This window comes from Aestuariispira insulae (assembly GCF_003385955.1).
Classification (GTDB): Bacteria; Pseudomonadota; Alphaproteobacteria; order UBA8366; family Aestuariispiraceae; genus Aestuariispira; species Aestuariispira insulae.
In genome coordinates this window covers 489933-513936 of sequence record NZ_QRDW01000001.1, presented here as the reverse complement: position 1 = coordinate 513936, position 24004 = coordinate 489933, and the positions used below count along the sequence as shown (strand labels likewise).

Genomic DNA, 24004 nt, shown 5'->3' with positions numbered 1-24004 from the left:
CGGGGGCCAAGAACTATGGCACGTGAACCGAAAGAAAATCGTCGTCGCGACTCAAAGCGCGAAAACGAAGAGCCGGAACTGATTGAAAAGCTGGTCGCCATTAACCGCGTTGCAAAAGTGGTTAAAGGTGGTCGTCGCTTCGGCTTCGCCGCGATTGTCGTCGTCGGTGATGGCCGTGGCCGCGTAGGCTTCGGCTCTGGTAAAGCTCGTGAGGTACCTGAGGCAATTCGCAAGGCAACGGAAACGGCTCGTAAGACCATGATCCGTATCCCGCTGCGCGAAGGCCGTACCCTGCACCATGACATGTTTGGCCGCTTCGGCGCTGGTAAAGTCCACATGCGTACGGCACCGGTTGGTACCGGTATCATCGCGGGTGGTCCGACCCGTGCGGTGTTTGAAGCCCTGGGCGTTCAGGACATTGTGTCCAAGTCCATCGGCTCTTCCAATCCGTACAACATGATCCGCGCTGCGTTCGAAGGTCTGAAGAAATGTCAGTCTCCGCGCATGGTTGCTTCCCGCCGTGGCAAAAAGGTCTCTGACCTGGTTGGCCGCCGCGACGGCAGCGCCGCTGCTGAAGTAGCAAAGGAACAGGATAATGGCTAAGAAAACTCTTACTGTTACCCAGACGGGCAGCCCCATCCGGCGTGAAAAGAGCCAGCGTGCTACGCTCGTTGGCCTGGGCCTGAACAAGATGGGCCGTACGCGTGAGCTGGAGGATACCCCTTCCGTTCGCGGTATGATCCGCAAAGTTCGTCATATGGTGCGTGTGGAGGAGGCGTAAGCCTCTTCCCGTACCCTCTAGATTAAGGAATGACGGTTATGAAACTGAACCAACTGTCCGATAACCAGGGCGCTACGAAGGATCGCATCCGCGTAGGCCGTGGCATCGGCTCCGGCAAGGGTAAAACCGGCGGCCGGGGTGTTAAGGGTCAGAAATCCCGCTCTGGCGTATCCATTAACGGCTTTGAAGGCGGCCAGATGCCCCTTTATCGCCGCCTGCCCAAGCGCGGTTTCACCAACGCCCTGTTCATGAAGCATTATGCTGAAGTGAACCTGGGTCGTGTACAAAAAGCTATCGACGCCAAGAAATTGGATGCCAAAAAGCCGGTTGACGCTGATGCGCTGATCGCCGCTGGCCTGGTCTCCAAAGTTCTGGACGGTGTCAGCCTGTTGGCAAAAGGCGAACTGAAAACCAAAGTTGAGTTTCAGGTTGCCCGCGCCTCCAAGGCAGCGATCGCAGCGGTTGAGGCTGCTGGCGGGTCTGTGACCCTGCCGGAACCCAAGCCGCGCAAAGAAGGTAAACGTGCTGCCCGCGAAGCGGAAGCACGCGCGAAACGCAACAAAGCGTAAGCGACACCTTTTCAATGACGGGCCCGGTTCCGCGGTGATCAATATCCTTGATCATCCCGGGCCGGGTCGTTATTGCTTTTGGGGCAATGTATGAGGGGCTTAAAAAAGTATCTCGCCGGGCTTATATCCATCCGGTCTGATCTCAGACCTGATCGATATGTATCCGGACAGCCAAAGGTCAAGATTGGCACCTTTGGACGGATGGTGAATAGGGTAAAATTTAAAAACGGGAAATGATAGATGGCATCAGCCGCCGAACAACTTGCCTCTAACTTTAATTTCGGGTCGCTTGGCAAGGCGACGGAGTTGAAGAATCGGATCTGGTTCACACTGGGCGCGCTGATTATCTATCGGCTCGGCACCTATATTCCGCTGCCGGGCATTGATCCGGTTATCCTGAGTGACATTTTCTCCAGCCAGCAAGGCGGAGTCATCGGCATGTTTGACATGTTCTCCGGTGGCGCCTTGAGCCGGATGACGATCTTTGCGCTCAACATCATGCCCTACATCTCGGCATCCATTATCATGCAGTTGATGACTGCGGTTTCTCCGCAGATGGAAGCCTTGAAGAAGGAAGGCGAGGCGGGCCGCAAAAAGATCAACCAATATACCCGATACGGCACCGTGATCCTGGCGGCTTTACAGGGCTATGGTATTGCGGTCGGTCTTGAGAGCATGCAGAGCTCGCTTGGCTCCAGCGCAGTGATTGATCCGGGCTGGTATTTCCGGGCGACCACCGTCATCACCCTGACCGGCGGTACGCTGTTCCTGATGTGGCTCGGTGAACAGATCACGCAGCGCGGTGTGGGCAATGGGATCTCGCTGATCATCTTCGCTGGTATCGTCGCCAACTTGCCGATCGCGTTGGCCCAGACCCTGGAGCAGGGGCGGACCGGTGCGCTTTCTACCGGGCTCATTTTGTTCTTCCTGGTCATGGCCGTTGCGGTTATCGCCTTTATCGTATTCATGGAGCGTGCCCAGCGCCGCCTGCTGATCCAGTATCCGAAGCGACAGCATGGGAATAAGATGTTTGGTGGCGAGAGTTCTCACCTGCCTCTGAAATTGAACACCGCAGGTGTGATCCCGGCGATTTTCGCAAGTTCGCTCCTGCTGATGCCGACCACGGCTGCGGGCTTTGCCCAGGGCGGTCCGGACTGGCTTCAGACTGTGACGGCGCTGCTTGGCCCGGGCCAGCCGCTGTTCCTGTTCATCTATGTTTCGATGATCGTTTTCTTTGCCTTCTTCTACACAGCCGTTGTTTTCAATGTGCAGGATACGGCCGATAACCTGAAGCGCCATGGCGGCTTCATTCCAGGGATCCGTCCGGGCAAGAATACGGCAAACTATCTGGACTTTGTCCTGACTCGCTTGACGGTGATTGGCGCGGCCTATCTGGCAGCGGTCTGTATCCTGCCGGAGATCCTGCGCTCACAATATGCTGTGCCGTTCTATTTCGGCGGCACCAGCCTGCTGATCGTGGTAACGGTGACGATGGATACCGTCAGCCAGATCCAGAGCCATCTGCTGGCCCATCAATATGAGGGGCTGATTAAGAAATCCAAGCTGCGTGGCCGCCGCAAATAAGCGGCCAGCTTCAAGAACAGGGAAATCAGACAATGAACATCATTTTGCTGGGGCCCCCGGGGGCCGGTAAGGGAACACAGGCCAAACGTCTTGAAGACAGCCATGGCCTGGTTCAACTCTCCACCGGGGATATGCTGCGTGCGGCTGTTAAGGCCGGCACTGAGGTTGGTAAGAAAGCCAAGGCAATCATGGATGCCGGGAAATTGGTCGATGACGAGACCATGATCGGCATTATCTCTGATCGCCTGGATCAGCCGGATCTGGCAAAAGGGTTCATTTTGGATGGTTTCCCGCGCACGGTCGCCCAGGCCGAAGCGTTGGATAAGTTGCTGGACAGCAAGGGTAAGAAACTGGACGCGGTTGTGGAAATGCGGGTTGATGACGAAGCGCTGACCAAGCGCATCACCGGTCGCTATACTTGTGCGTCCTGTGGCCAGGGCTATCATGACGAATTTCAAAAGCCGGCGGTAGAGGGAAGCTGTGACAAATGCAGCGGAACCGATTTTACCCGCCGTGCCGATGATAATGCAGAAACGGTCAAATCAAGGCTGGAAGCCTATCATGCCCAGACAGCGCCCATTCTTCCCTATTATGAAGGGAAGGGGATGCTGAAGGGGGTTGATGGCATGGCCGGCATTGATGATGTGACCCAAGAGATTCAGACCGTTCTCGGGGCTTGAAATAATATTAGGAAGGGCGTTGACTCTAAGGCGGTTTCGCATATAATCCGCGCGCCCGTCAAACCTTGCCCTTCCTAATGTTTGGCCTTGGAATGATCTGGGTGCCCGAAGATGGATAACCATCTTTGAAAATGAATTGATGATTTTACTAGGAAGGCTTGGCCCCCTGGGCTGAGGCTTTCTTTGTTCCTATGTAGAGGAGATTCAGCGTGGCTCGTATCGCTGGTGTAAACATCCCGACAAACAAGCGGGTGTTAATTGCACTCACCTATATCCACGGCATTGGTCCTAAGCATGCCAAAGATATCTGTGAGAAGAATAAAATTGAAGCGTCCCGTCGTGTGAACGAACTGTCCGATGCCGAAGTCATCGCCATTCGTGAAACCATCGACGCCGACTACACGGTTGAAGGTGATCTCCGTCGTGAGGTCTCCATGAACATCAAACGTCTGATGGATCTGGGTTGCCTGCGCGGCCTGCGTCATCGTAAAGGCCTGCCGGTACGCGGTCAGCGTACCCATACCAACGCCCGTACCCGTAAGGGCCCGGCTAAAGCCATCGCTGGCAAGAAGAAATAAGGTAGGGCTTGAACAATGGCTAAGGCACCGATTCGTAAGCGCCGTGAGCGCAAGAACATCACCTCTGGCATCGTCCATGTGAAAGCAACCTTCAACAACACCATGATCACCATCACGGACGTTCAGGGAAATGCTATTTCCTGGTCTTCCGCTGGTTCCATGGGCTTCAAAGGCAGCCGTAAGTCCACCCCGTATGCAGCTCAGGTTGCTGCGGAAGACGCCGGCCGCAAGGCTCAGGAACATGGTGTGAAAAACCTTGAAGTTAACGTTAAAGGCCCGGGTTCCGGTCGTGAATCCGCCCTGCGTGCGCTTCAGGCGATTGGTTTCGTGATCACGGGTATCCGTGACGTGACCCCGATCCCGCACAACGGTTGCCGCCCGCCGAAACGCCGTCGCGTTTAATCGGCAGGCTGGATACTGTTATAAGACATACCGCGACCTGGTGGTTTTTATCATCAGGTCGTGGGTCTACCCTAGGGATGCATGTTTAATCCCGCAGGATTCTAGACCAAGCCGGATGCGGTTCCGAAGGAATGGGAACCAAACCGGCCTAAACTGTTTGGAATGACTGAAACCAAAAACGAATGAAGGCGGAATTCCATGACTGAACTCTCTGCTGTTGTGCAGAAAAACTGGCAGGCTCTGATCAAGCCGACCAAGTTGAATGTGACCCCTGGTATTGATGGCCGCCGTCTGGCGACCGTTGTTGCCGACCCGCTGGAGCGCGGCCTCGGTCTGACGTTGGGCAACGCCCTGCGCCGTATCCTGCTGTCCTCTTTGCAGGGCGCTGCAGTAACCGCCATCCAGATCGACGGCGTGTTGCATGAGTTCTCGTCCATCCCGGGCGTGCGTGAAGACGTGACAGACATTGTTCTGAACGTGAAGGCTCTGGCCATCCGCATGCACGGTGAAGGCCCGAAGAAGATCCGTCTCTCCGTGCAGGGCCCCTGTGAGGCCACTGCCGGCATGATCGAATGCGGTCATGACATTGAGATCATGAACCCGGACCTGGTGCTGTGCACCCTGGATAAAGGCGCGAACCTGAACATCGAATTTACCGTTGATAACGGTAAAGGCTATGTTCCCGCCGCCCAGAACCGCCCGGAAGATGCGCCGATCGGCCTGATCCCGGTCGATTCCATTTTCTCTCCGGTTCGGAAAGTATCTTACAAGGTCGACAACACCCGTGTTGGCCAGGTTACTGACTATGACAAACTGACCCTGTCGCTCGAAACCGATGGTTCCATCGAGCCGGAAGATGCCGTCGCGCTTGCCGCCCGCATCCTGCAGGATCAGCTTCAGGTCTTCATCAACTTCGATGAGCCGGAAGTCAAAGAAGAGGCGAGTGTCGAATCCGAACTGCCGTTCAACAAAAACCTGCTGCGCAAGGTTGATGAGCTTGAGCTGTCTGTTCGTTCCGCAAACTGCCTTAAGAACGACAACATCGTTTACATCGGCGATTTGGTGCTGAAAACCGAGTCCGAAATGCTCCGGACCCCGAACTTCGGCCGTAAATCCCTGAATGAGATCAAGGAAGTCCTGTCCCAAATGGGCCTGTCCCTGGGTATGGACATTCCCCAATGGCCGCCTGAGAATATCGAAGAGTTGGCCAAACGTCTGGAAGAGCCGTTCTAAGGATCGGTTCCTCCAAAAATCCAGCGCCGGCTGTAGCCTTGAGCGACCGGCGCATAACTTAAAGAAGAAGGATTATTATCATGCGTCACGGAAATTTTGGTCGGAAACTGAACCGCACCGCTTCCCATCGTAAAGCTTTGTTCTCCAACATGGCGAATGCCTTGATCAAGCATGAGCAGATCAAGACCACATTGCCGAAAGCGAAAGAACTGAAGCGCTACATCGACAAGATGATTACGCTGGGTAAGAAAGGCGGCCTGCACCGTCGTCGTCAGGCGTTTGCTTCGCTTCGCGATGATGCGATGGTTGCCAAGCTGTTTGGCCCGCTGGCAGAGCGCTATGCAGAGCGTCCGGGTGGTTATGCCCGTGTTCTGAAAGCAGGTTATCGTCATGGTGACTCCGCTCCGATGGCTATCATCGAGCTGGTTGACCGCGACGAAGACGCCAAGGGTCTGGACTCCGGTCCGGTTCAGGTTGCCGACGATCTCGAAGCGACCGAAGAATAAGATCCTCGACTTATATAGTCGGACTGAAAAGGGCGGCCCTGGGGCCGCCCTTTTTGTTTGCCGGTTGGAAAGGTCCTTAATCTTGGTAGTGGCTGGACAGGGCCAGCAGGGTGAAGAGGTGGCTCAGATTGGCCTGTTTCGCGGCGGCGCCTATTTCGGCAAAAGTCACAGGCTTTTCCGGGTGCGCCGAAAGTGTCAACAGACCTCCATTTGCCAAAATGGCGACGTTGGCTTCCATGAATTCACGGGCTCTGGCATTGGGCGCTGTCAACAGGGCGGCTTCTGCCAATTGCCGACCTTCCGCGCGCAAGGCGGCAGGAGATTGATTATGTTGGTTCGGGAGCAGCAAAATGACGTCAATAAACCCGTTATCCAGGATTTTCAGTTCTGCTTGAGCCAGTTTGGAAAATAATGTTGTGAGAGCGGCAGAGTTCTTGGATGTGGGGATTGAAAAACCATTGATTTCTGCATTCAAACTGACTTCACCTAACGGACCCATCCCCACAATGACTTTCTGAAGGTTCAAGCGCCGTTGCTGCATGCTGTGGTTAATATGTAGCCTGGCGTTCAGCGGCAGCCGGTCCAAGCCATGTTTATTCATCATTAATTCGCTGATTGTGGTTGAACCGGAATCATCAAAGATCTTGGCGGGAAGGGATAATGCGTCAATTTCCGCTTCAAGTTGCAACATGTCCTGCCCGTCAAATGCAAAATTAGAAAGTTCGATATTGTTTGCCAGGAAGACCACCAAAGGTTTTCCGTCTGGGCCGATTTTCTTCGTATCGGTGGCTTTAAAGCCCTTAAGGGATAATGAACCCGCTTTGAAGGCCGGGATGGCTGCCTTTGCGCCTTTTACGGATAGTTCTTTGCGGAACGCTTTGGAACCATCGGTTAGAATTGCCTCGAGATGGCCCGGCAAGGCGCTAAGATTCCAGTCTGTGAGAGTAATATGGTCAAATGTGACCCGTGCCTTCTTGTATTGGGCTTCAATGCGATCTGCGCGAAATCTGCCCACGCTGTCCGGGTGAATGTCTTGCAGGGCGATCCTGGCAATTGAATAGGATGTGCTGCTGGTGCCTTCCCTATGTTGGATGCCGTTGACAGTTTCGATATGACCAGCCTCAATGTGCACGGTTCCACGGATGGCGGCATTGATGATGGTTTGTAGGGCGCGGAGATCGGAATAAAGTTCTTCGTCGCCACTCCAACGGGCTGAATTGTCGGCCATGACGGCCGTGGATTCCGGGGGCGTAAATGATAATCCCTGAAGAGAAAGCGGGCCGGTCTTCCCTTCCGAGCTCTTGTGAACATAAGGTGCAATGGTCTTATCCGCCTCATAGGCGCTATCGGTTGCCTCAAAGGAGGAAATTCGACCGTTGGACAGGCCCTTGAGAACACTATTAAGGAATTGGATTTTGATCCGTTGGGTGTCCTGGCCGGTTTTGTACCAGGCGGCATAGTCGAGTGATTTTTGCTGCCAATGGGATGCGTTTAGGCTATTCAGACGTTGGAGGGGCGGTCTGTCACTGGAGAGATCCAGGGCCGGATCGATAATCCTGCCGTCAATGCTGATAGCGGCAAGTGCTTCGTCATTGAGTGTGAATCTCGCCTCGTCCCAATGGATGGATTTTGCCAATGGACTTGAGCTTCCCGAACGGCTGTTACCGGTGAGGAGGGCTGCTGATGGGGCTTCGATCACCAGGTTGCGGAAAGTCATTTCGCCATTCTGGCTATTTTGGCTGCCGTTGACCGCACTGCCCCATCGGTAACTAAGGGAATCGAATGTCAACAATCCGGAGATGGCGTCATAGTCTATCCCGTCAAATGTGAGGGTGTGGCCTGCCGGCAGGGCCTCAGCCCAATGGTTGAGGCCTTCATTGGCCAAAGTGGTTGTAATGTCATGTGCAGCCCAAAGAGATGAGCCCATGAGCAGCGCCGCCAGTGCGGTGCCGGCAAAAAGAGTTTTGATTTTCATCCAATCCCACCCTGATGAAGAGACCGATCCACAGTTTGTTCAGCCAATTTTATTCGATTGCATTCTCTAATATCATGGGTTTGGGGCGAAATCATGGAGCCAGGACATAAAAAATGCCCCGCGAAGATCATCTTCGCGGGGCAGGATCAATGATTCGAATATGCTATAAGAGCAGCTTATTGATCGCTTACCTGGCTCTTCAACTGCAGGATCTGGATTAGAGCTTCCGGACCGGCCTGCTGCACAGCGCCAAAAAGCTGGGCAACGGGGATTGGAGAAGCGGGGGCTGCTGTCAGTTCCAGAGCCTTGGAGCCGTCCAGGAATTCGGACAAGGCGGTGAAAAAGGCGATGGTATCGGCGTTTTCTGTGCCGCCAGCCATCATGCCAAGCATCATGCGATTCTGGGTCAGGGCTTCCTGTTCACTGATGCCGCGTCCTTCCGCAAAGGATTTCAAACCGTAACGAACAAAGTCACGATCCTTCACCGTCAGTTTGACCTGTTCAAGATTGCTGGCAAGGCCATGGAGGGGGGCGTTTTTGATCAGCTGTGCAATATCGATATTCTGCAGGCGGCCGCTCAGTGCGATATCGCCCAGTTCTTTGGCGCCAACAGAGAGGCTGTTAATGTCCAGTGACTGGCCGCTGGTGGAATGATCAACGTCGATATTGGCGCTGAGGGTCAGCATATCGTGTCCCATGGCTTTCAGCAGGACTGCCTGTTGCGGCGGCAACTGCTTCAACTGGTCGAGGGGCAACTGGATATCCTTCACCTCGGTGGCAAGGGAGATCGCCTTATCCTGGTCGATGCCAAGATCATAGATCCGGAAAGCGCCCAGTTTAAAATCCTGAAGGTCTTCGTGGCTGATTTCGACGTTCTCATATGCCAGTTCACCAAGGCGGAACTCCGGCAGTACGGATCGCCAGTCTTCGCCTTGAAGGGCAGCCAACATCTTGGCCGGGCCCATTTCGATGACATTATCCAGATATCCGCCCAATTGAGTTACATCCATATCAGAATAACGCAGGGTCCCAATGGACAGTTTACCCGGGAAGCCTTCGCCACTCTGGATATCGGTGACGACCATTTTGCCCATGGATGTGGCTGTATAATCTTCCACGGCGATGTTCTTGATATGCAGAGGCATGCGTTCGTCGCTGTCAGCCGGGCCAAAAGCGATATTCATATCCTCGATCTGTGCATGTGCCAGTTTGGCTGGGTATTTCTCCGCATGCTCATAGCTGTTTTTGACCTGAACCAGCAGCAGGAGTAGTTCTTCCATCCCGGCCCATTGCTCCAGCGCTGGAACATCACCCTGGGTGATGGCGGGTGCGGGAACGGGAACCGTCATGTCGTTGACAGCAGAGGATTTGACGGAGATGTCAACGGCAAGCTGTACCTCCTCCGGCAGGTCGGGTAGAGCCATCAGCATGGTGATCTTGCTGTCACGACTCTCGGCTTGGCCAATGATGCCGTCTTTAAGATTCTGAAGGGAGAGGCTTTCGTTACGCCCTTCGAAAGCAAGATGTTCGCCGGGCTTTGGCATCATTTCGAACTGGTAGCTGACCGGACCGGTTTTCAGGCTTTCCAGGCCCAGTGCGGTGCGCAGGCCGGTGACATCGAAAATGCCTTCCTTGAACAATTCCGGGCTGTTCAGGGAAATGCCGGTTGCTGTTCCTTCATCGATATTCAAGGCGAGCTTTTCGCTGTTCCCGGCAAGCGCCATCCCTTTCCAAGACAGGCTGTCGGCAACCGGTTCGGACGGGTTGCCTGAATTGAGGTCCAGAGAGCTGTTTGGCCCATTTACCGTCATCTGGGCAAGTGTAAAGGTGCCGCCTGCAGAGAAGGGCCGTTCCGCCTTGACGGTATCCTGAGCTGGCCAGGCATATTTGAAGTTGTCCAGCGTGAGCGTTCCGGCCCAGAAATTATAGTGGATCCGGTCATAATCCAGGCTATGACCTTCCGGGAGGTCCGCCTGGACCGAGGCCAGATAACTTTCGATCTGTTGATTATAGAATGCGGGCACCCCGTAATAGATTCCCCCCGCAAGACCACCGGCGACAACAAGGCCGCTGACCCATGAAACAGTGCGCATGATTTTCATCCTGTAAAATGATGTCCGGTTTCCCGGTCCGTTTGGACAACTGGACAGAATTTTCCGTCACAACCAATCCCGCTTTCTGCCTAGCAATTTAAGCGCCTGCTTGCAATGGAAGCCGTGCTGTTCCTGGAAGCGGAGGCAAAAAAAAACAACCCCTGTCCAACTGGGCAGGGGTGTTTTGGCATTCTCAGATCCCGAACGGGCCTTGAATTTCATCGACGTGACGATGATTAATCCATGACGACATTCAGGAAATTGAGCAAGGGCCGACGTGCGTCGCTGGGCATGTCGGCAATCTTCTTGGCCAGCTTGATGGCGGAAGCAGACAGCTCAACCGGCTGGTCAAAGCTTCGGTCATTCAAACCGTCGAAGAAGAAAGAAATGGGCTGTTCAACGGCTTGGGAAATATCCCAAAGACGGCTGCTGCCGATCCGGTTGGTGCCTTTTTCATATTTTTGAACCTGCTGGAAACTGACACCCAAATGGGCAGCCAGCTGTTCCTGGCTCATGCCGCGCAGGGCGCGGGCTTCTCTGACTTTGCGTCCAACAAATACATCTGTGGGATGTGGCATGTCTCGCTTTTTCCTTCCTAAGTACACGTTTGAGGAATAGAAAGCCCTCGTTTGGTGCAACGTAAGGAAGATTACCGAGCGGTATCACAATATGTTGTAGATCGCCACAGTCTGCACTGTAACGAGAACTCAGATTCAATTGTGATGACCTAAGCTAACTATCTAGCCTCGGTATTACCGACATGAGCGCAGAACAATCACCCGGTTACTTCGTACATGTAGAACAAACATCCGGGGATTGACAAGTTTTATCTGCAACTACTAAGGACTGTTTTGTTATGACGATCGCGGTAAAGGATTATTCAGTGGAACTGGTTTCTGATGCTCAGGCATTTCAGATGGTTCTGGCTGTAAGATGTCAAGCATTCCATGATGAAGATTTGGAAGAGGAGATCGATGGCAACGATTATTGCTCAACCCATTTTCTCATCCGTGATGTAAATCGGAAACCCGTGGCTGCGTTGCGTTGGCGCGACCTTGGGAATTCCTGTGCGATATGGGAAAGATGGGCAATTACACCTAGAGCAAGGGGCGACATTAAGTTATTTAGGCTGCTAGCGGAGGTGGCTGAGGAATATTCGAAATTCAAGGGAATTCGTCGCGCTTACGGTAGCGCGACAAACCCAAAAAAAATCAAATACTGGAAGGCATTCGGGGCGAGGGAAACAGGGAACGTTGTTACGTATGGGGGGAAATCCTACTTTGAAATGGTTAAGGATCTTCCTTTGTCTAATACTGGCCCGTCTGAGGATGAAATCCATCGTATTGAAGCGAGTAGATTTTTTAATTGGACCAAGTCTGAAAGTTGGCAGGAATGCAAGGCAGTCTAGAAATAGCAAAAGAGCTTTATGACGCTGCAAGCCCGAATGACATTTTTAAATGTCTTCGGCGTTTGGGGGTCACGCGCCTTGCTTGGATTTATTACACAGAAGAAACCCTGCAAGTCTGGCAAGATGGTCAAGACACGTTTTTTGACCAATATTTTGAGCTGGAAGCGGATATGTTCTGTGCGGTTGCTTGGGCGGTGCGAAGGCGCTGGGGGACAGCAACTTTTCACGATATGAGATCACAGCTCTCGAAATTCTGGCGTGATGAAATGGATCGGGAGGCTGAACGTTTCTGGGAAAATGGCGGTGTTGTTGATGGTATAATGCTTTATTCTGGAAAAGGGCGGCAACCGGCGACTGTTATTATGGCGACCGCTCAGCCAGCAGATAGTATTTTAGAAACTTATTGGGCGGAATTGCATTTAGCGGCAGCTCTGCTGTTTAGACTGTTGGAGCATAGCGACTCGATGCGGGAGTATCCCCGCTTCATGGATGCTCAGTTAACTTATGATCAGTTGAAATTGTTTAATTTAGTAGTGCGCCATCCACAGATGACTGTAAAGGAACAGGCTGAAGCCCTCGGCATATCGGAAGCGTCCCTGAAGTCCAGGCAGATCAAAATTATGAAAAAACTAAATGTAAAAACATGGGGGGCGGTTTTTTCTAAGATGCTAACAAGCGGCCTCGGGCGGCAATGGTATTAATCAGCGGTTTGAGAAAAGAAAAACGCCACCAAGATCAATGACTTGATGGCGTTTTTATTTTGGTCGGAGTGGGGTGATTCGAACACCCGGCCCCTGCCTCCCGAAGACAGTGCTCTACCAGGCTGAGCTACACTCCGTTTGCCTGACGGGCGCCTATATAGCCCCTCATTTCCGGGCTGGCAAGCGCTCTTTCAAAAAACTTTTACTTAAGTCATAGTTTAACCCGGAAACAGTGAGGGATAGACGGAATGAACGATCCGACAGTCGATGATGTATTGAATTTCTGGTTTGAAGAATGCTCGCCGGAACAGTGGTTTAAGAAGGATGATTCCTTTGACGAACTGGTCCGGGAGAGCTTTCTGGGACTTTATGAAAAGGTGGCCGCCCGATGTTTTTCCCATTGGCGGGACAGCGCCAGGGGCTGTCTGGCGGAGATCATCGTGCTTGATCAGTTTTCCCGCAATATGTTCCGCAATGATCCTCAGGCATTTGCGGCGGACGATATCGCCCGCGAATGCCTGTATCACGCGCTCGAAAAGGGATGGGATGCGGATCTGCCCAAATTACAGCGTAAATTCCTCTATATGCCATTGATGCATAGCGAGGATCCGGCGGATCAGCGTTTGTCGATTGAGAAATTTGAGACGTTGCAGGAACCGGAATCGCTAAAATTTGCCCATTTGCATAAAGACATCATTGACCGGTTTGGCCGTTACCCGCATCGCAATGATGTTCTGGGACGTGAGACAACAGCAGAAGAGCGGGCCTTCCTCACCCAGCCGAATTCTTCATTTTAACGGGAAAGAAAAAAGGAAAGGCGGCCGTGAAGGGCCGCCTTTCCTAAAAATTACTATCGCACCGGCTCTAATGCGCCCGATGAATGCAAAATTCGATGAGTTCAATCAGGGCTGATTTGGCATCACTGTTGGGGAATATACCCAGGGCATCGCGCGCCATCGATCCATAATGTTTTGCCCGGTCGATCGTATCGCTGAGCGTATTGTGCTTTTCCATTAGGGCGATTGCCTGTTCAAGATCGCCTTCCTTCTGATCCAGATTCTCAATGGTTCGCACCCAAAACTCGCGCTCTTCAGCAGAGCCGCGACGCCAGGCCAGAATGATCGGCAAGGTGACTTTGCCCTCGACAAAATCATCCCCGATATTCTTGCCCAGTTCCGCCTGTTTGGCCGAATAATCCAACACGTCATCAATCAGTTGGAACGCAATGCCCAAATTCATGCCGAAACTGTCAAGCGCGGTTTCTTCCTTCTGGCTGCGCTCGGCAACAACCGCGCCGATCCGGCTGGCAGCGGCAAAAAGCTTTGCCGTCTTGGATCGGATCACCTCCAGGTAGGCTTCTTCCGTGGCTTCCGGATCGTTGGCGGTCATTAACTGCAGAACCTCGCCTTCGGCGATGACGGCGGATGCCTCGGAAAGAATCTTTAAGACCGGCAATGAGCCGTCGGCCACCATCAGCTGAAAAGCGCGGGAAAACAGAAAGTCGCCAACCAAGACGGATGGTTTGTTTCCCCAAACCGCATTGGCGCTCTCCCGGCCGCGGCGCAGGTCGCTTTCATCCACCACATCATCATGCAGCAAGGTGGCTGTATGGATGAATTCGACACAGGCGGCCAGGCCGATATGGCGACTGCCGGTATATTGGCACATTTGGGCCGCCGCCAGCGTCAACATCGGGCGCAGGCGTTTGCCGCCTGCCGCGATCAGATGTCCGGCAAGCTGTGGGATCAATGCAACGGGGCTTTGCATATTATCAATAATATGCTGATTTACCTTGGCAATATCCGCTTTGGTGAGCTCCACCAGCAAATCAACGCTGGGGGCTTTCTTTTCCGGATGGCTTCCATCCATATTAACGACGACGCCCAATAACTTGGCTCCTGACGATCTTGACGACGCTACAATCCGTTGCCAACATAGTTGAACATCACTTCGGGTCAAGCAATCTGCTTGCGTGTTTTCCCGAAAACAGTAGGTTTCCTTTGGTTCGATGAAAGAACTTCTCCGCACAACTGATGAAATCCGCCTATCTTATCTTCAAGCCATGCTGCGGGGGGAGGGCATTGATAGTGTCATCCTTGACCGTCATGCCAGCATTTTGGAAGGCTCGATCGGTGCCCTGCCGCGCCGTCTGATGGTGGATGATGATGATTACGACCATGCCAGGCGTTTAATGGATATGTTGGAACAGGAAGTCGGAGAGGGCTGGCCTTCATGATGGAAATGGCTGTGACAGATGATGCGTTCCTGGGTGATCGACTGACCATTCGCCAGCCGAAGGAAGGCTACAGGGCAGCCATGGATCCTGTGTTGCTGGCGGCGGCGGCGCCGTTGCTGACAAAAGGGCGTGTGCTGGATGTGGGATCCGGGGTTGGCACCGCGGGCTTTTGTTATCTTACCCGCGTCGCGGGGCCGGAACTGGTGTCTTTGGAGATTGACCCGCTTTTGGTGGACTTGGCCCGCCATAACGCGGATACGAATAATCTGGCCGAAAGGGCGACCCTTCTGCAGGGCGACCTGCTGAACAGCCGCTCTGCGGCGCTGACATCAAACGGGTTTGATCTGGTATTAACCAATCCCCCCTATCTTCGCGCAGGGCATGCCGACCGGCCACCCAATGCGATCAAAGACCGGGCGAATGTGGAAGGGGCAGCGGATCTGAAAAAATGGATTGCCTTCTGCTTGCGCATGTTGAGGCAGAAAGGCACCCTGGTGATGATCCACCGGGCCGACCGGGTGGATGAAATTCTATGCCATCTGCAGGGCAAGGTTGGGGATCTCGCGATCATCCCGCTCTGGCCCCGGCAGGGGCGGGATGCCAAACGTGTGATCATCCGCGGCCGCAAGGCGATCAAAGGTCCTACTCGCCTGTCCGCCGGACTGGTGCTGCATCCAGATGATGGGCAGCGCTATTCGTCGGAAGCAATCGCCATACTGCGGGATGGCGGGGCGCTCGAGATCTGATCCAGGTTTAATGGGTGTCGAGCTTAGGCAGGTCGTCCGCAATCTCGTAATAGTCTCCTTTGGTGCCGCAGAAGATATGTTCCGCGGTTTTCAGCCCTGTCGGCGCATCAAGGCAGCCTGCGGCCACCGCGATTTTGTGTTTATGACTTTCCGCCCGATCGGCATGGTAAAACAGTGATGAGCCGCATGTCCGGCAGAAACCCCGGCGCGCCCACTCTGAGGAGCGGTACCATTGGACCAGGTCTTCGCCTTTGTCGAATTTCAGACCCTCGACAGGACAGCTGACACTGGCCCAGTTATGGCCGGCCCATTGCCGGCATTGGGCGCAATGACACTGGCAGACGTCATCCTTTGGGCTGGTGAGCGAGATTTCAATGCCGCCGCACAAACAGCGGCCCTTTAGATCAGCCATGATTTAGATTCCTTCCTCTTGCGATTAAGTGTTCAAAGATCCAACGGCTCGCAGGAACCGATCAATTTCTTCTTCACTGTTATAATAATGGACGGATGCCCGGATCAGAGGTGGCAGATCCCGTTTTTGCGCGTCCAGCAAGGTGCTGTTGGGGCCGGAAACAGAAACATTTATATCCTGCGAATTCAGGATCTGCTTCACCTGAAACGGATCATGCCCCGCCAGTGTAAAAGTTGTGATGGCGCATTGTTGCTGTCCGATATCGCGCAGGCTCGCACCGGGTATCGCGGCAAGGCCATCGCGCAGTTGAGTGGCCAGGGCAAGGCAGCGTTGCCAGGTCCGGTCCAGGCCCCAGGACAGGGCGTAATCTGCGGCCACTCCCAAACCCAGCTTGGCGGCATAGTTGTTTTCCCAATTTTCGAATCGGCGTGCATTGGACTGCATTTCGTACCGGTCCGGCGCCATCCATTTGGCTGCATAGTGGTCCAGCATCGGCGGCTCCAGATCCGCGATCAGGTCCCGGCGGACGTAAAGGAAGCCGCTGCCCCTAGGGCCGCGCAGGAATTTTCGCCCCGTGGCGCTCAACATGTCACATTGGATCTCTGCGATATTTATGGGCATTTGACCAACCGTCTGGCAGGCGTCCAACAGATAGAGAATGCCATGTTCCCGCGCGATCCGGCCCACCTCGGTGGCTGGATTGACCAGGCCGCCATTGGTTGGCACATGGGTGATGGAAATCAGTTTCACCCGGTCGTCAATCATCTGTTTCAGGCTTTCCAGACAGATCTCGCCATCGGGTGTGGAGGGGATGACATCAATCACTGCGCCGGTCCGTTTCGCCTGCTGGAGATAGGCGACAAAATTTGCACCATATTCGGCCTCGGCCGTCAGGATCCGATCACCTTCCGCAAGCGGGATCGCATAAAAAGCCATGTCCCAACCGACCGTGGCATTCTCTACGATGGCAATCTCATCCCGATGGCAGTTGATCAGCTGCGCGATGGAATCGTAAACAGCTTCGATACGGTCCTGCTCGCGCTCAGCAGCCTCGTAGCCGCCGATAGTCGCTTCCAATTCCAAATGGCTGATTTGGGTGTGGAGAACCGGTTGCGGCATCAATGCGGCCCCGGCATTGTTCAGGTGGGTAACATGCTTGCAGCCCGGCGTTTCGCGCCGGGCTTGGTCCAAATCAAACAGCATACAAAGACGTCCCTAATTCGTTCTATGTTCCTGCATTGTTCCATGGTTTTGGAGCGGCAACAATGCCTATTTGAGGGTGTCGCCAAATTTTCGTGAACCATGTCACAATGACATTCCTGTAAGAATAGTTATCAACTTTAATGATAGATTGCTCGGTGCCTGAATGGTTCTTTCGCGCCAGCTGCCGGGCGATGTCTTCATTTGGTTGGCGAGTCGCTTCCGTAACGAGTGCATTCAATATGTTAATCATGACGCTTCCTTCCCGACAAGCGGTGTTAAAATCTTATTTGGCAAGGTAGGGGGAATTGAGGTTGGCAGCGACTCTGAAAATTTTCTATTATGTAAGTAAATCTTACAGAATCGATGGTGAAATGAGACGTTTGCCGCCTTTAACAGCTTTGCGGGCCTTTGAAGCCGCCGCCAGGCATTTGAATTATTCCCGTGCCGCAGAAGAATTGAACGTGACCCATGCTGCGATCAGTCAGCAGATCCGGCAGTTGGAAGACTGGTTTGCCTTCAGGTTGTTTCGCAAAGAGGGGCGCAGCATGATTCTGACCGATGCGGGGCAGAGATTGCAAAAGGACTATCTCAGGGGCTTTGACATCCTGGAAGAGGCGACCAAACGCGCCCTGGGACTGGAACAGGATCGTCCCGTCCAGATCACGACAACCCTTGTATTTGCTTCGCGCTGGCTGATGCCGCGGCTGGGCCGGTTTAACACTGATCATCCTGCGATCAGGATCAAGCTGGATTCGACAACAGCGCTGGTGGATTATGATCGCGAGAATATCGATATCGGTGTTCGCTATGGGGCGGGGCGCTGGCCGGGATTGAAGGCTCGTATGCTGATACCGGGAGACAGGGTGCCCATGTGTAGCCCTTTATTGCTCGAAGGGCGTAAAAAGCCGGAAAAACCGGCAGATTTGTTTGCCTTGCCGTTTATCCACGATGTTGATCAAAGTGAATGGGAAGCCTGGTTTCGACAGCGTGGCATCGAGGAGGCGGACCTGGAAACAGGCACGGTCCACACCATGTCCATGCTGGCCTATCAGGCGGCGCTGGAAGGGCATGGCCTGTTCCTGGGGGTGGAGGAAATGGCCAAGGACGATCTGGAATCCGGACGTCTGGTGATGCCGCTTGGTGCCGATGCTGTTTGGGATGGCGGTTATTTCCTGGTTTTACCGGAGGGGCGCGAAATGCGTCCGCCAGTTAGGTTGTTTCATGACTGGCTACTCAGGGAAGTCGCGGGTGAAAAGACTTGACCTTGAGGGATCGAACCCACACTTGTTGTCTGTATATCCGCCCGAATAGTCTCAGCGAAAGAATGGAAAGAAGAGCATGTCAACTGATCAGCAACTGACCGGATGGAAGGCCGTGCTGGCCAAAATTCCCGTTATCGGCAAACCGCTGGCCGGGAAGTTGAAGGGCAAGCCATCTGTCGCGGTCCTGAGGCTTTATGGTGTGATCGGCCAGGCAGGCGGCCCGCTGCGGCGTGGTGGATTGAATTTGCATGATTTGGAAACGGTCATTGATGAGGCGTTCAAGACGCCGAATCTCAAAGCAGTCGCGCTTGCGATCAATTCGCCGGGCGGTTCGCCAGTGCAATCAGCCCTGATTGCGGCCCGTATCCGTCAACTGGCTGAGGAAAAAGACATACCGATCCTGGCCTTTTGTGAGGATGCCGCGGCCAGTGGCGGTTACTGGCTGGCTTGTGCAGCGGATGAGATTTACGCCCAGCCCGCGAGTGTGGTGGGGTCGATCGGGGTGATTTCCGCCGGTTTCGGTTTTACGGAAATGATTTCCAAGATTGGTGTGGAGCGCCGGGTTTATACCTCGGGTGAGTCGAAATCCCAATTGGATCCTTTCTCGCCGGAAAAGGCAGCGGACGTAAAACATCTCAAGGAACTGCAGAATGATATTCATGAGCAGTTCAAAGATTTTGTGCGTTCCCGCCGTGATGGCCGATTGAAGGAAGAAGAAAAAAAGCTGTTTTCCGGCAGTTTCTGGACCGGTGCGCGTGGTGTTGATCTGGGCCTTGTCGATGCGACTGGCGAATTGAAGGCTGTTTGCCGCGAGAAATTCGGTGACAAGGTCGAGTTCAAGGATGTCAGTCGGCCCAAATCCTGGATTCAGAAACGGCTGGGCCTGGAGGGGAAAATCTCTAAAATGGGTGAGGAGATCCTGGAGGTGGCGGAAAGCCGTATCTGGTGGAGCCGCCTTGGTCTTTGATACGGGTGCCTGGAGACGGGCTGTCATCATAAGCAGTAACAGGGACAGGCCGGTCGTTCCGGCCGGGTGGGATAAGACATGTTTGGTATCAGTTTCGGCAAATTGATTGTGCTTGTCGCCGTGATTGCGGCGGTTTGGTACGGTTTCAAATATGTCGGCCGCCTGCAGAATATTGAAAAGGGCCAGCGGAAATCCGGTGAGCCGACCCTATCAGAGCGGATGCGCCGGGCGGCTGGTAAACGCACCGGCCATCGCGATCCTGAAGTGATCGAGGACACTCAGGAATGCCCGGTCTGCAAGACCTTTGTTTCAGTCGGCTCAGTCAGCCATTGCGGTAAATCCAACTGCCCGCATTAAGCCATATTGTCTTGACCGGTGCCGGATAGCGGGCCGCGTCAATTTGTCCAAACTGTCCCATGATTTGTTCTGACGGTTCTTAACTGACCGATCGGTTTAACGGTTCATGAGCCCTCGTTGCTTGTGCTTCTATATATTTTTCAAATATTTAGTTTGTTTTTGTTGAAATCAATTGTCGCGCATTGGAAAAAATTAGTCGCCTGATATACTTGAAATGCGACTAATATATCGAATTTTGCGACAAATTTCTGTTGCGTTTGGTTGACCACACGGTATATCTCGCATCGCAGCAAATGCTTGCTGTTGATTGTATATACAAGGGGTTAACCCCAGAGTTTGTTTACCCAAGGAAGGATATTGTTATGACCCAGCCGACAGTTCGGCCGGAACGGCCGTTTTTCTCTTCAGGTCCCTGCTCCAAACGTCCCGGTTGGTCCTGGTCCTGTCTGGAAGGTGCTGTATTGGGTCGATCTCATCGTTCCGGTGAGGGTAAGGCAAAATTGAAAGCTGTCATTGACGAAACCAAGGCCTTGCTGGGCATTCCCGATGATTACCGGGTCGGGATCGTTCCGGCCAGTGACACGGGCGCGGTGGAAATGGCGCTCTGGTCGCTTCTGGGCGAACGTGGTGTGGACATGCTGGCCTGGGAAAGCTTTGGCAAAGGCTGGGTCACTGATGTGCAGAAACAGCTCAAGCTGGATGACGTGCGCGTTCTGGAGGCCGATTACGGCCTGCTGCCGGATCTGGCGGCAGTGGATTGCGATCGCGATGTGGTTTTCACCTGGAACGGCACCACCAGTGGCGTCAAAGTTCCCAACGGTGATTGGATCGCCGCGAACCGGGCGGGCCTGACCATCTGTGATGCGACCTCCGCGGTCTTTGCTATGGAGCTGCCCTGGGACAAGCTGGATGTGACCACCTGGTCCTGGCAGAAAGTGCTGGGTGGTGAAGGTGCGCATGGCATGATCGTTTTGTCACCACGGGCGGTTGAACGTCTTGAAAATTATGTGCCCTCCTGGCCGCTGCCGAAGATTTTCCGCATGACTAAGGGTGGCAAGCTGATCGATGGCATCTTCAAGGGAGAAACCATCAATACCCCGTCCATGATGGCGGTGGAAGATGTTCTGGATGCGCTGGAATGGGCGAAATCCATCGGCGGTTTAAAGGAAATGATCGCGCGCTCGGAAAAGAACCTGAAGGCCGTGGCCAACTGGGTCGAGCAGACCGAGTGGATTGATTTCCTCTGTGCTGACCCGGCAACACGTTCCAATACCGCGATCTGCCTCAAGCTGTCAGATGCATGTGTGTTGGATGGTGAAGAGCGGTCCGGCGCACCGAAGAAAATTTCCCAGCTGCTGGATAAAGAGGGCGTTGCCTTTGATATAAACGGATATCGCGATGCACCGGCGGGGCTTCGTCTGTGGGGCGGGGCAACCGTAGAACCGGCCGACATGGAAGCGTTGATGCCCTGGCTTGATTGGGCTTATGGCGAAGTCTCAGGCGTCTGAAGACCGCAGCCGATCAAGTGAACCAGACGAATTTTACTTATTAGGATTATGGACCAGAACAATGGTTAAAGTACTGATTTCGGACAAATTGTCGCCGCGTGCCAAGGAAATTTTTGAAGAGCGCGGCATTGAGGTTGATGTGAATGTGGGGCTGGAACCGGCCCAGCTGAAGGAAATCATTGGCCAATATGACGGCCTGGCGATTCGTTCTGCTACAACAGTGACCGCCGATCTTCTTGAATCGGCTGAAAATCTGAAAGTGGTCGGTCGGGCCGGCATCGGCACCGATAATGTGGACAAGCCTGCGGCAACCCAACGTGGCGTCGTTGTGATGAACACGCCTTTCGGCAATTCCATCACCACGGCGGAACATGCCGTTGCCATGATGATGGCGGTGGCCCGCCAGATCCCTCAGGCCAATGAAAGCACACATCAGGGTAAATGGGAGAAATCCCGTTTCATGGGGGTTGAGCTGTTCAACAAGACGCTCGGCCTGATCGGATCCGGTAATATCGGTTCCATCGTTGCTGACCGGGCGCAGGGCCTGAAAATGAAGGTTGTTGCCTTTGATCCCTTCCTGTCGCCGGAACGAGCCAAGGAAATGGGCGTGAAGAAGGTCGAGATGGATGAGTTGCTCAGCCTGGCTGATTTCATCACCATCCACACGCCCCTGACCGACGGCACCCGAAACATGATCAACAAGGACACGATCGCCAAGATGAAAGACGGGGTCCGGATCATCAACTGTGCGCGTGGCGGCATCATCAACGAGGCGGACCTGCTCGAAGCCTTGAATGCCGGCAAGGTTGCTGGTGCGGCGCTCGACGTGTTCGAGGAAGAGCCGGCCAAATCCAACCCGCTTTTTGGCAACGATAAAGTTGTCTGCACCCCGCATCTGGGCGCGGCCTCCACTGAGGCCCAGGAAAATGTGGCGATCCAGGTGGCCGAACAGATGGCGGATTATCTGCTGACCGGGGCGGTGACCAATGCGCTCAACATCCCCTCTGTTTCCGCAGAAGACGCGCCGAAGTTAAAGCCCTATATGATCCTGGCGGAACAGCTGGGCTCCTTTGCGGGGCAGTTGACGGAAAGCGGCATCAAAGGGATCCGGATCGAATTTGAAGGCCAGGTTGCGGGCTTGAACACCAAACCGCTGGTTCAGGCGGTGCTGGCGGGGCTGCTTCGGCCGATGACCGATTGCGTGAATATGGTCAATGCGCCGGTAATAGCCCGGGAACGCTCCATTGATGTGGCGGAAGTTAAGAATGACCGCTCCAGCGATTATCACACCCTGATCCGACTGGTGGTGACCACGGAGCGGATGGAACGGTCGGTCTCCGGTACGCTGTTTGGCGGCGACAAGCCACGGATAGTCGAGATCAAGGGCATTGGCATCGAAGCGGAGCTGACCAAGCATATGCTCTACACCACCAACCAGGACAAGCCGGGCCTGATTGGTGAGCTGGGCACCATTCTGGCCAAGGCGGGCGCAAATATCGCGACCTTCCACCTGGGCCGGGCGGAAGAGGGGGGCGACGCGCTCTCGCTGATCCAGCTGGATGCGCCGATTGATGAGGCGATCCTGAAAGAGATCCGGGATTTGCCGCTGGTCAGCCAGTCCAAGCTTTTGCATTTCTAACATTGTAAACACGGTAAACTCTGACGGGCGGCCTCTTGGTCGCCCGTTTTTCTTTCTGGGCACGGTTGCACAGCGTTATTCCTGCCTGCATGCTGCCGGGAAACAAGGTTTCGGAAAGGGGGCTATCATGTCCAGGTTTCTTGCGCCAGCAGCTGGGTTGGTTTTTCTGGCTTGCTTATCAAGCGGATATGCCCAGCAGGCATTGTCGCTGTCCTGGCCAGTGGATTGTGCCCCCGGCAAAGACTGTTTTGTCATGAAATATGTCGATATGGCACCAGGAGAGGATTACCGGGATTTCCGCTGTAATCGCCTGACCAATGATGACCATAAAGGCACGGATATCCGTCTGCTGGATATGGCGGCCATGGATAAGGGCGTTTCGGTGCTGGCCGCAGCGGACGGGGTTGTGCGTGAGGTGCGCGATCACATGCCGGATGTTAGCTCCACGCTGGTTTCCTATGACGCCGTGCGCGCCCGGGGCTATGGCAATCTGGTCACGATTGAGCATGAGGATGGCACTTTGACCGCTTATGCCCATCTGAAACGCGGCAGTATCCTGGTTAAGGCTGGCGAGCGGGTGGGCCGGGGGCAGAAATTGGGGGATGTCGGCCTCTCGGGGCTGAGCGAGTTTCCCCATCTGCATTTCGAAGTGGTGCGCCGAGGTAAACGGATTGATCCTTTTTCAGGGGCTGCGCTGGAAGAGGGCTGCCCGCAGCAGGCCAACCCGCTCTGGTCGGCGGAGGTGGTTGAAAAGCTGGCCTATGATCCGGTCCGAATGATCCATATGGGGTTTTCCGAATATCCGCTGAACCGGGACGCTCTGGAATTTGGCCTGGATTATGAAGGCGAATTCCCGGCCAAGGCCAAGAATTTCATCCTGAACTTGTTTGTGATGGGACCGCGCGCCGGAGACCGCTGGGAGGTCTCAATCACAAGGGAAGGCGCGTCAGAACCATTGGTCAAGGCCAGTGGTGTTTATGAGAAATCCAAGCTGTTTGAATTTCAGTATGTCGGCAAGGCAGGTAAGGGCCGGACCTGGGATCCCGGCCGCTATCGTGGCCAATATAGATTGCTGAGGATGGAAGAGGGGCAGACTGAACCGCAGGTGATTCTACGCGCTTCCCGTGAAATATTGATCCAGTAATAGGAATAGCCCTGCTCGGC

Annotated in this window: 27 protein-coding genes and 1 tRNA gene; 20 read left to right on the top strand and 8 right to left on the bottom strand. The window is 54.1% G+C overall.

What is annotated here, in order from left to right:
• Positions 1–15: 15 nt before the first annotated feature.
• The 9 genes from rpsE to rplQ all read left to right on the top strand — a co-directional run bounded on the left by rpsE (position 16) and on the right by rplQ (position 6333).
• Positions 16–603, top strand: coding sequence for a 30S ribosomal protein S5 (gene rpsE / locus DFP90_RS02535; protein WP_115934830.1), 588 nt, complete (start codon positions 16–18; stop codon positions 601–603).
• Positions 596–781 carry a 50S ribosomal protein L30 gene (rpmD, locus tag DFP90_RS02530; protein WP_115934829.1) on the top strand — a complete coding sequence of 62 codons (186 nt, stop codon included), beginning with the start codon at positions 596–598 and terminating at the stop codon, positions 779–781. The genes rpsE and rpmD overlap by 8 nt, the downstream gene beginning before the upstream one ends.
• Positions 782–819: 38 nt before the next feature.
• The gene (gene rplO, locus DFP90_RS02525; RefSeq protein ID WP_115934828.1) at positions 820–1350 is read left to right on the top strand and encodes a 50S ribosomal protein L15; all 531 of its coding nucleotides are present in this window, start codon (positions 820–822) and stop codon (positions 1348–1350) included.
• A gap of 240 nt (positions 1351–1590) precedes the next feature.
• Positions 1591–2934, top strand: coding sequence for a preprotein translocase subunit SecY (gene secY, locus DFP90_RS02520; RefSeq protein ID WP_115934827.1), 1344 nt, complete (start codon positions 1591–1593; stop codon positions 2932–2934).
• Between the two features lie 32 nt (positions 2935–2966).
• Positions 2967–3614: an adenylate kinase gene (locus DFP90_RS02515; protein ID WP_115934826.1), complete on the top strand. Its 648-nt coding sequence runs from the start codon at positions 2967–2969 to the stop codon at positions 3612–3614.
• 209 nt (positions 3615–3823) lie between these two features.
• Positions 3824–4192: a 30S ribosomal protein S13 gene (gene rpsM / locus DFP90_RS02510; protein ID WP_115934825.1), complete on the top strand. Its 369-nt coding sequence runs from the start codon at positions 3824–3826 to the stop codon at positions 4190–4192.
• Between the two features lie 15 nt (positions 4193–4207).
• Positions 4208–4594, top strand: coding sequence for a 30S ribosomal protein S11 (gene rpsK, locus DFP90_RS02505; RefSeq protein ID WP_115934824.1), 387 nt, complete (start codon positions 4208–4210; stop codon positions 4592–4594).
• Between the two features lie 198 nt (positions 4595–4792).
• A complete protein-coding gene (locus tag DFP90_RS02500) occupies positions 4793–5827 on the top strand; it encodes a DNA-directed RNA polymerase subunit alpha (RefSeq protein WP_115934823.1) in 1035 nt (344 codons plus the stop codon).
• Between the two features lie 80 nt (positions 5828–5907).
• A complete protein-coding gene (gene rplQ / locus DFP90_RS02495) occupies positions 5908–6333 on the top strand; it encodes a 50S ribosomal protein L17 (RefSeq protein ID WP_115934822.1) in 426 nt (141 codons plus the stop codon).
• Positions 6334–6409: 76 nt separating this feature from the next.
• Here rplQ and DFP90_RS02490 read toward each other — a convergent pair whose 3' ends face one another.
• From DFP90_RS02490 to DFP90_RS02480, 3 genes are all read right to left on the bottom strand, one after another.
• Complete coding sequence (locus DFP90_RS02490) at positions 6410–8032, bottom strand: hypothetical protein (protein ID WP_147300914.1); 1623 nt, start codon at positions 8030–8032, stop codon at positions 6410–6412.
• A 452-nt stretch (positions 8033–8484) separates the two neighbouring features.
• Positions 8485–10401, bottom strand: coding sequence for a hypothetical protein (locus DFP90_RS02485; RefSeq protein ID WP_147300913.1), 1917 nt, complete (start codon positions 10399–10401; stop codon positions 8485–8487).
• 236 nt (positions 10402–10637) lie between these two features.
• Complete coding sequence (locus DFP90_RS02480; RefSeq protein ID WP_115934819.1) at positions 10638–10979, bottom strand: helix-turn-helix domain-containing protein; 342 nt, start codon at positions 10977–10979, stop codon at positions 10638–10640.
• Positions 10980–11257: 278 nt separating this feature from the next.
• Between DFP90_RS02480 and DFP90_RS02475 the strand changes: the two genes are divergently transcribed.
• Both DFP90_RS02475 and DFP90_RS02470 read left to right on the top strand, forming a co-directional pair.
• Positions 11258–11809: a GNAT family N-acetyltransferase gene (locus DFP90_RS02475; protein WP_115934818.1), complete on the top strand. Its 552-nt coding sequence runs from the start codon at positions 11258–11260 to the stop codon at positions 11807–11809.
• The gene (locus tag DFP90_RS02470; protein ID WP_115934817.1) at positions 11794–12510 is read left to right on the top strand and encodes a helix-turn-helix transcriptional regulator; all 717 of its coding nucleotides are present in this window, start codon (positions 11794–11796) and stop codon (positions 12508–12510) included. Before DFP90_RS02475 ends, DFP90_RS02470 begins: the two co-directional genes overlap by 16 nt.
• Before the next feature lie 60 nt (positions 12511–12570).
• Here DFP90_RS02470 and DFP90_RS02465 read toward each other — a convergent pair.
• Positions 12571–12647, bottom strand: a tRNA-Pro gene (locus tag DFP90_RS02465).
• Between the two features lie 111 nt (positions 12648–12758).
• Here DFP90_RS02465 and DFP90_RS02460 point away from each other — a divergent pair.
• Complete coding sequence (locus DFP90_RS02460) at positions 12759–13307, top strand: DUF924 family protein (RefSeq protein ID WP_115934816.1); 549 nt, start codon at positions 12759–12761, stop codon at positions 13305–13307.
• Positions 13308–13374: 67 nt separating this feature from the next.
• Here DFP90_RS02460 and DFP90_RS02455 read toward each other — a convergent pair whose 3' ends face one another.
• On the bottom strand, positions 13375–14397 hold the full coding sequence (locus DFP90_RS02455) for a polyprenyl synthetase family protein (protein WP_425452140.1): 1023 nt from the start codon (positions 14395–14397) through the stop codon (positions 13375–13377).
• Between the two features lie 121 nt (positions 14398–14518).
• Between DFP90_RS02455 and DFP90_RS02450 the strand changes: the two genes are divergently transcribed.
• Both DFP90_RS02450 and DFP90_RS02445 read left to right on the top strand, forming a co-directional pair.
• On the top strand, positions 14519–14746 hold the full coding sequence (locus DFP90_RS02450) for a putative signal transducing protein (RefSeq protein ID WP_115934814.1): 228 nt from the start codon (positions 14519–14521) through the stop codon (positions 14744–14746).
• The gene (locus DFP90_RS02445) at positions 14743–15492 is read left to right on the top strand and encodes a tRNA1(Val) (adenine(37)-N6)-methyltransferase (protein ID WP_115934813.1); all 750 of its coding nucleotides are present in this window, start codon (positions 14743–14745) and stop codon (positions 15490–15492) included. Before DFP90_RS02450 ends, DFP90_RS02445 begins: the two co-directional genes overlap by 4 nt.
• Before the next feature lie 7 nt (positions 15493–15499).
• On the opposite strand, the gene DFP90_RS02440 is transcribed toward DFP90_RS02445, so the two are convergent.
• From DFP90_RS02440 to DFP90_RS02430, 3 genes are read right to left on the bottom strand one after another with little or no spacing between them, the layout of a single operon-like run.
• A complete protein-coding gene (locus tag DFP90_RS02440) occupies positions 15500–15904 on the bottom strand; it encodes a GFA family protein (protein WP_115934812.1) in 405 nt (134 codons plus the stop codon).
• Positions 15905–15928: 24 nt separating this feature from the next.
• Positions 15929–17107: an aminotransferase class V-fold PLP-dependent enzyme gene (locus DFP90_RS02435; RefSeq protein ID WP_115934811.1), complete on the bottom strand. Its 1179-nt coding sequence runs from the start codon at positions 17105–17107 to the stop codon at positions 15929–15931.
• 22 nt (positions 17108–17129) lie between these two features.
• Positions 17130–17357, bottom strand: a complete 228-nt coding sequence (locus DFP90_RS02430; RefSeq protein WP_115934810.1) for a hypothetical protein — start codon at positions 17355–17357, stop codon at positions 17130–17132.
• 121 nt (positions 17358–17478) lie between these two features.
• Here DFP90_RS02430 and gcvA point away from each other — a divergent pair, with 121 nt between their 5' ends.
• The 6 genes from gcvA (at position 17479) to DFP90_RS02400 (ending at position 23984) form a co-directional block, all read left to right on the top strand.
• Complete coding sequence (gene gcvA / locus DFP90_RS02425) at positions 17479–18369, top strand: transcriptional regulator GcvA (protein ID WP_147300912.1); 891 nt, start codon at positions 17479–17481, stop codon at positions 18367–18369.
• Positions 18370–18445: 76 nt separating this feature from the next.
• Positions 18446–19336: a S49 family peptidase gene (locus tag DFP90_RS02420; RefSeq protein ID WP_115934808.1), complete on the top strand. Its 891-nt coding sequence runs from the start codon at positions 18446–18448 to the stop codon at positions 19334–19336.
• A 78-nt stretch (positions 19337–19414) separates the two neighbouring features.
• Entirely contained in the window at positions 19415–19693 is a 279-nt protein-coding gene (locus DFP90_RS02415) for an RING finger protein (RefSeq protein ID WP_115934807.1), read from the top strand.
• A 362-nt stretch (positions 19694–20055) separates the two neighbouring features.
• Complete coding sequence (locus DFP90_RS02410) at positions 20056–21201, top strand: phosphoserine transaminase (RefSeq protein ID WP_181905146.1); 1146 nt, start codon at positions 20056–20058, stop codon at positions 21199–21201.
• A gap of 61 nt (positions 21202–21262) precedes the next feature.
• Positions 21263–22840: a phosphoglycerate dehydrogenase gene (gene serA / locus DFP90_RS02405; RefSeq protein WP_115934805.1), complete on the top strand. Its 1578-nt coding sequence runs from the start codon at positions 21263–21265 to the stop codon at positions 22838–22840.
• Positions 22841–22967: 127 nt separating this feature from the next.
• Positions 22968–23984 carry a M23 family metallopeptidase gene (locus DFP90_RS02400; protein WP_115934804.1) on the top strand — a complete coding sequence of 339 codons (1017 nt, stop codon included), beginning with the start codon at positions 22968–22970 and terminating at the stop codon, positions 23982–23984.
• Positions 23985–24004 lie beyond the last annotated feature (20 nt).

What these genes read in the sequence shown, in the direction of transcription:
- DFP90_RS02470 (WP_115934817.1), top strand. Translation starts at nt 11,794, where the DNA reads ATGCAAGGCAGTCTAGAAATAGCAAAAGAGCTTTATGACGCTGCAAGC.
- DFP90_RS02415 (WP_115934807.1), top strand. Translation starts at nt 19,415, where the DNA reads ATGTTTGGTATCAGTTTCGGCAAATTGATTGTGCTTGTCGCCGTGATT.
- DFP90_RS02480 (WP_115934819.1), bottom strand. Translation starts at nt 10,979, where the DNA reads ATGCCACATCCCACAGATGTATTTGTTGGACGCAAAGTCAGAGAAGCC.
- DFP90_RS02400 (WP_115934804.1), top strand. Translation starts at nt 22,968, where the DNA reads ATGTCCAGGTTTCTTGCGCCAGCAGCTGGGTTGGTTTTTCTGGCTTGC.
- DFP90_RS02420 (WP_115934808.1), top strand. Translation starts at nt 18,446, where the DNA reads ATGTCAACTGATCAGCAACTGACCGGATGGAAGGCCGTGCTGGCCAAA.
- DFP90_RS02445 (WP_115934813.1), top strand. Translation starts at nt 14,743, where the DNA reads ATGATGGAAATGGCTGTGACAGATGATGCGTTCCTGGGTGATCGACTG.
- DFP90_RS02515 (WP_115934826.1), top strand. Translation starts at nt 2,967, where the DNA reads ATGAACATCATTTTGCTGGGGCCCCCGGGGGCCGGTAAGGGAACACAG.
- rpsE (WP_115934830.1), top strand. Translation starts at nt 16, where the DNA reads ATGGCACGTGAACCGAAAGAAAATCGTCGTCGCGACTCAAAGCGCGAA.
- secY (WP_115934827.1), top strand. Translation starts at nt 1,591, where the DNA reads ATGGCATCAGCCGCCGAACAACTTGCCTCTAACTTTAATTTCGGGTCG.
- rpmD (WP_115934829.1), top strand. Translation starts at nt 596, where the DNA reads ATGGCTAAGAAAACTCTTACTGTTACCCAGACGGGCAGCCCCATCCGG.
- gcvA (WP_147300912.1), top strand. Translation starts at nt 17,479, where the DNA reads ATGAGACGTTTGCCGCCTTTAACAGCTTTGCGGGCCTTTGAAGCCGCC.
- DFP90_RS02435 (WP_115934811.1), bottom strand. Translation starts at nt 17,107, where the DNA reads ATGCTGTTTGATTTGGACCAAGCCCGGCGCGAAACGCCGGGCTGCAAG.
- DFP90_RS02450 (WP_115934814.1), top strand. Translation starts at nt 14,519, where the DNA reads ATGAAAGAACTTCTCCGCACAACTGATGAAATCCGCCTATCTTATCTT.
- rplQ (WP_115934822.1), top strand. Translation starts at nt 5,908, where the DNA reads ATGCGTCACGGAAATTTTGGTCGGAAACTGAACCGCACCGCTTCCCAT.
- rplO (WP_115934828.1), top strand. Translation starts at nt 820, where the DNA reads ATGAAACTGAACCAACTGTCCGATAACCAGGGCGCTACGAAGGATCGC.
- rpsK (WP_115934824.1), top strand. Translation starts at nt 4,208, where the DNA reads ATGGCTAAGGCACCGATTCGTAAGCGCCGTGAGCGCAAGAACATCACC.
- DFP90_RS02410 (WP_181905146.1), top strand. Translation starts at nt 20,056, where the DNA reads ATGACCCAGCCGACAGTTCGGCCGGAACGGCCGTTTTTCTCTTCAGGT.
- DFP90_RS02460 (WP_115934816.1), top strand. Translation starts at nt 12,759, where the DNA reads ATGAACGATCCGACAGTCGATGATGTATTGAATTTCTGGTTTGAAGAA.
- DFP90_RS02430 (WP_115934810.1), bottom strand. Translation starts at nt 17,357, where the DNA reads ATGATTAACATATTGAATGCACTCGTTACGGAAGCGACTCGCCAACCA.
- DFP90_RS02440 (WP_115934812.1), bottom strand. Translation starts at nt 15,904, where the DNA reads ATGGCTGATCTAAAGGGCCGCTGTTTGTGCGGCGGCATTGAAATCTCG.
- serA (WP_115934805.1), top strand. Translation starts at nt 21,263, where the DNA reads ATGGTTAAAGTACTGATTTCGGACAAATTGTCGCCGCGTGCCAAGGAA.
- DFP90_RS02475 (WP_115934818.1), top strand. Translation starts at nt 11,258, where the DNA reads ATGACGATCGCGGTAAAGGATTATTCAGTGGAACTGGTTTCTGATGCT.
- DFP90_RS02485 (WP_147300913.1), bottom strand. Translation starts at nt 10,401, where the DNA reads ATGCGCACTGTTTCATGGGTCAGCGGCCTTGTTGTCGCCGGTGGTCTT.
- DFP90_RS02500 (WP_115934823.1), top strand. Translation starts at nt 4,793, where the DNA reads ATGACTGAACTCTCTGCTGTTGTGCAGAAAAACTGGCAGGCTCTGATC.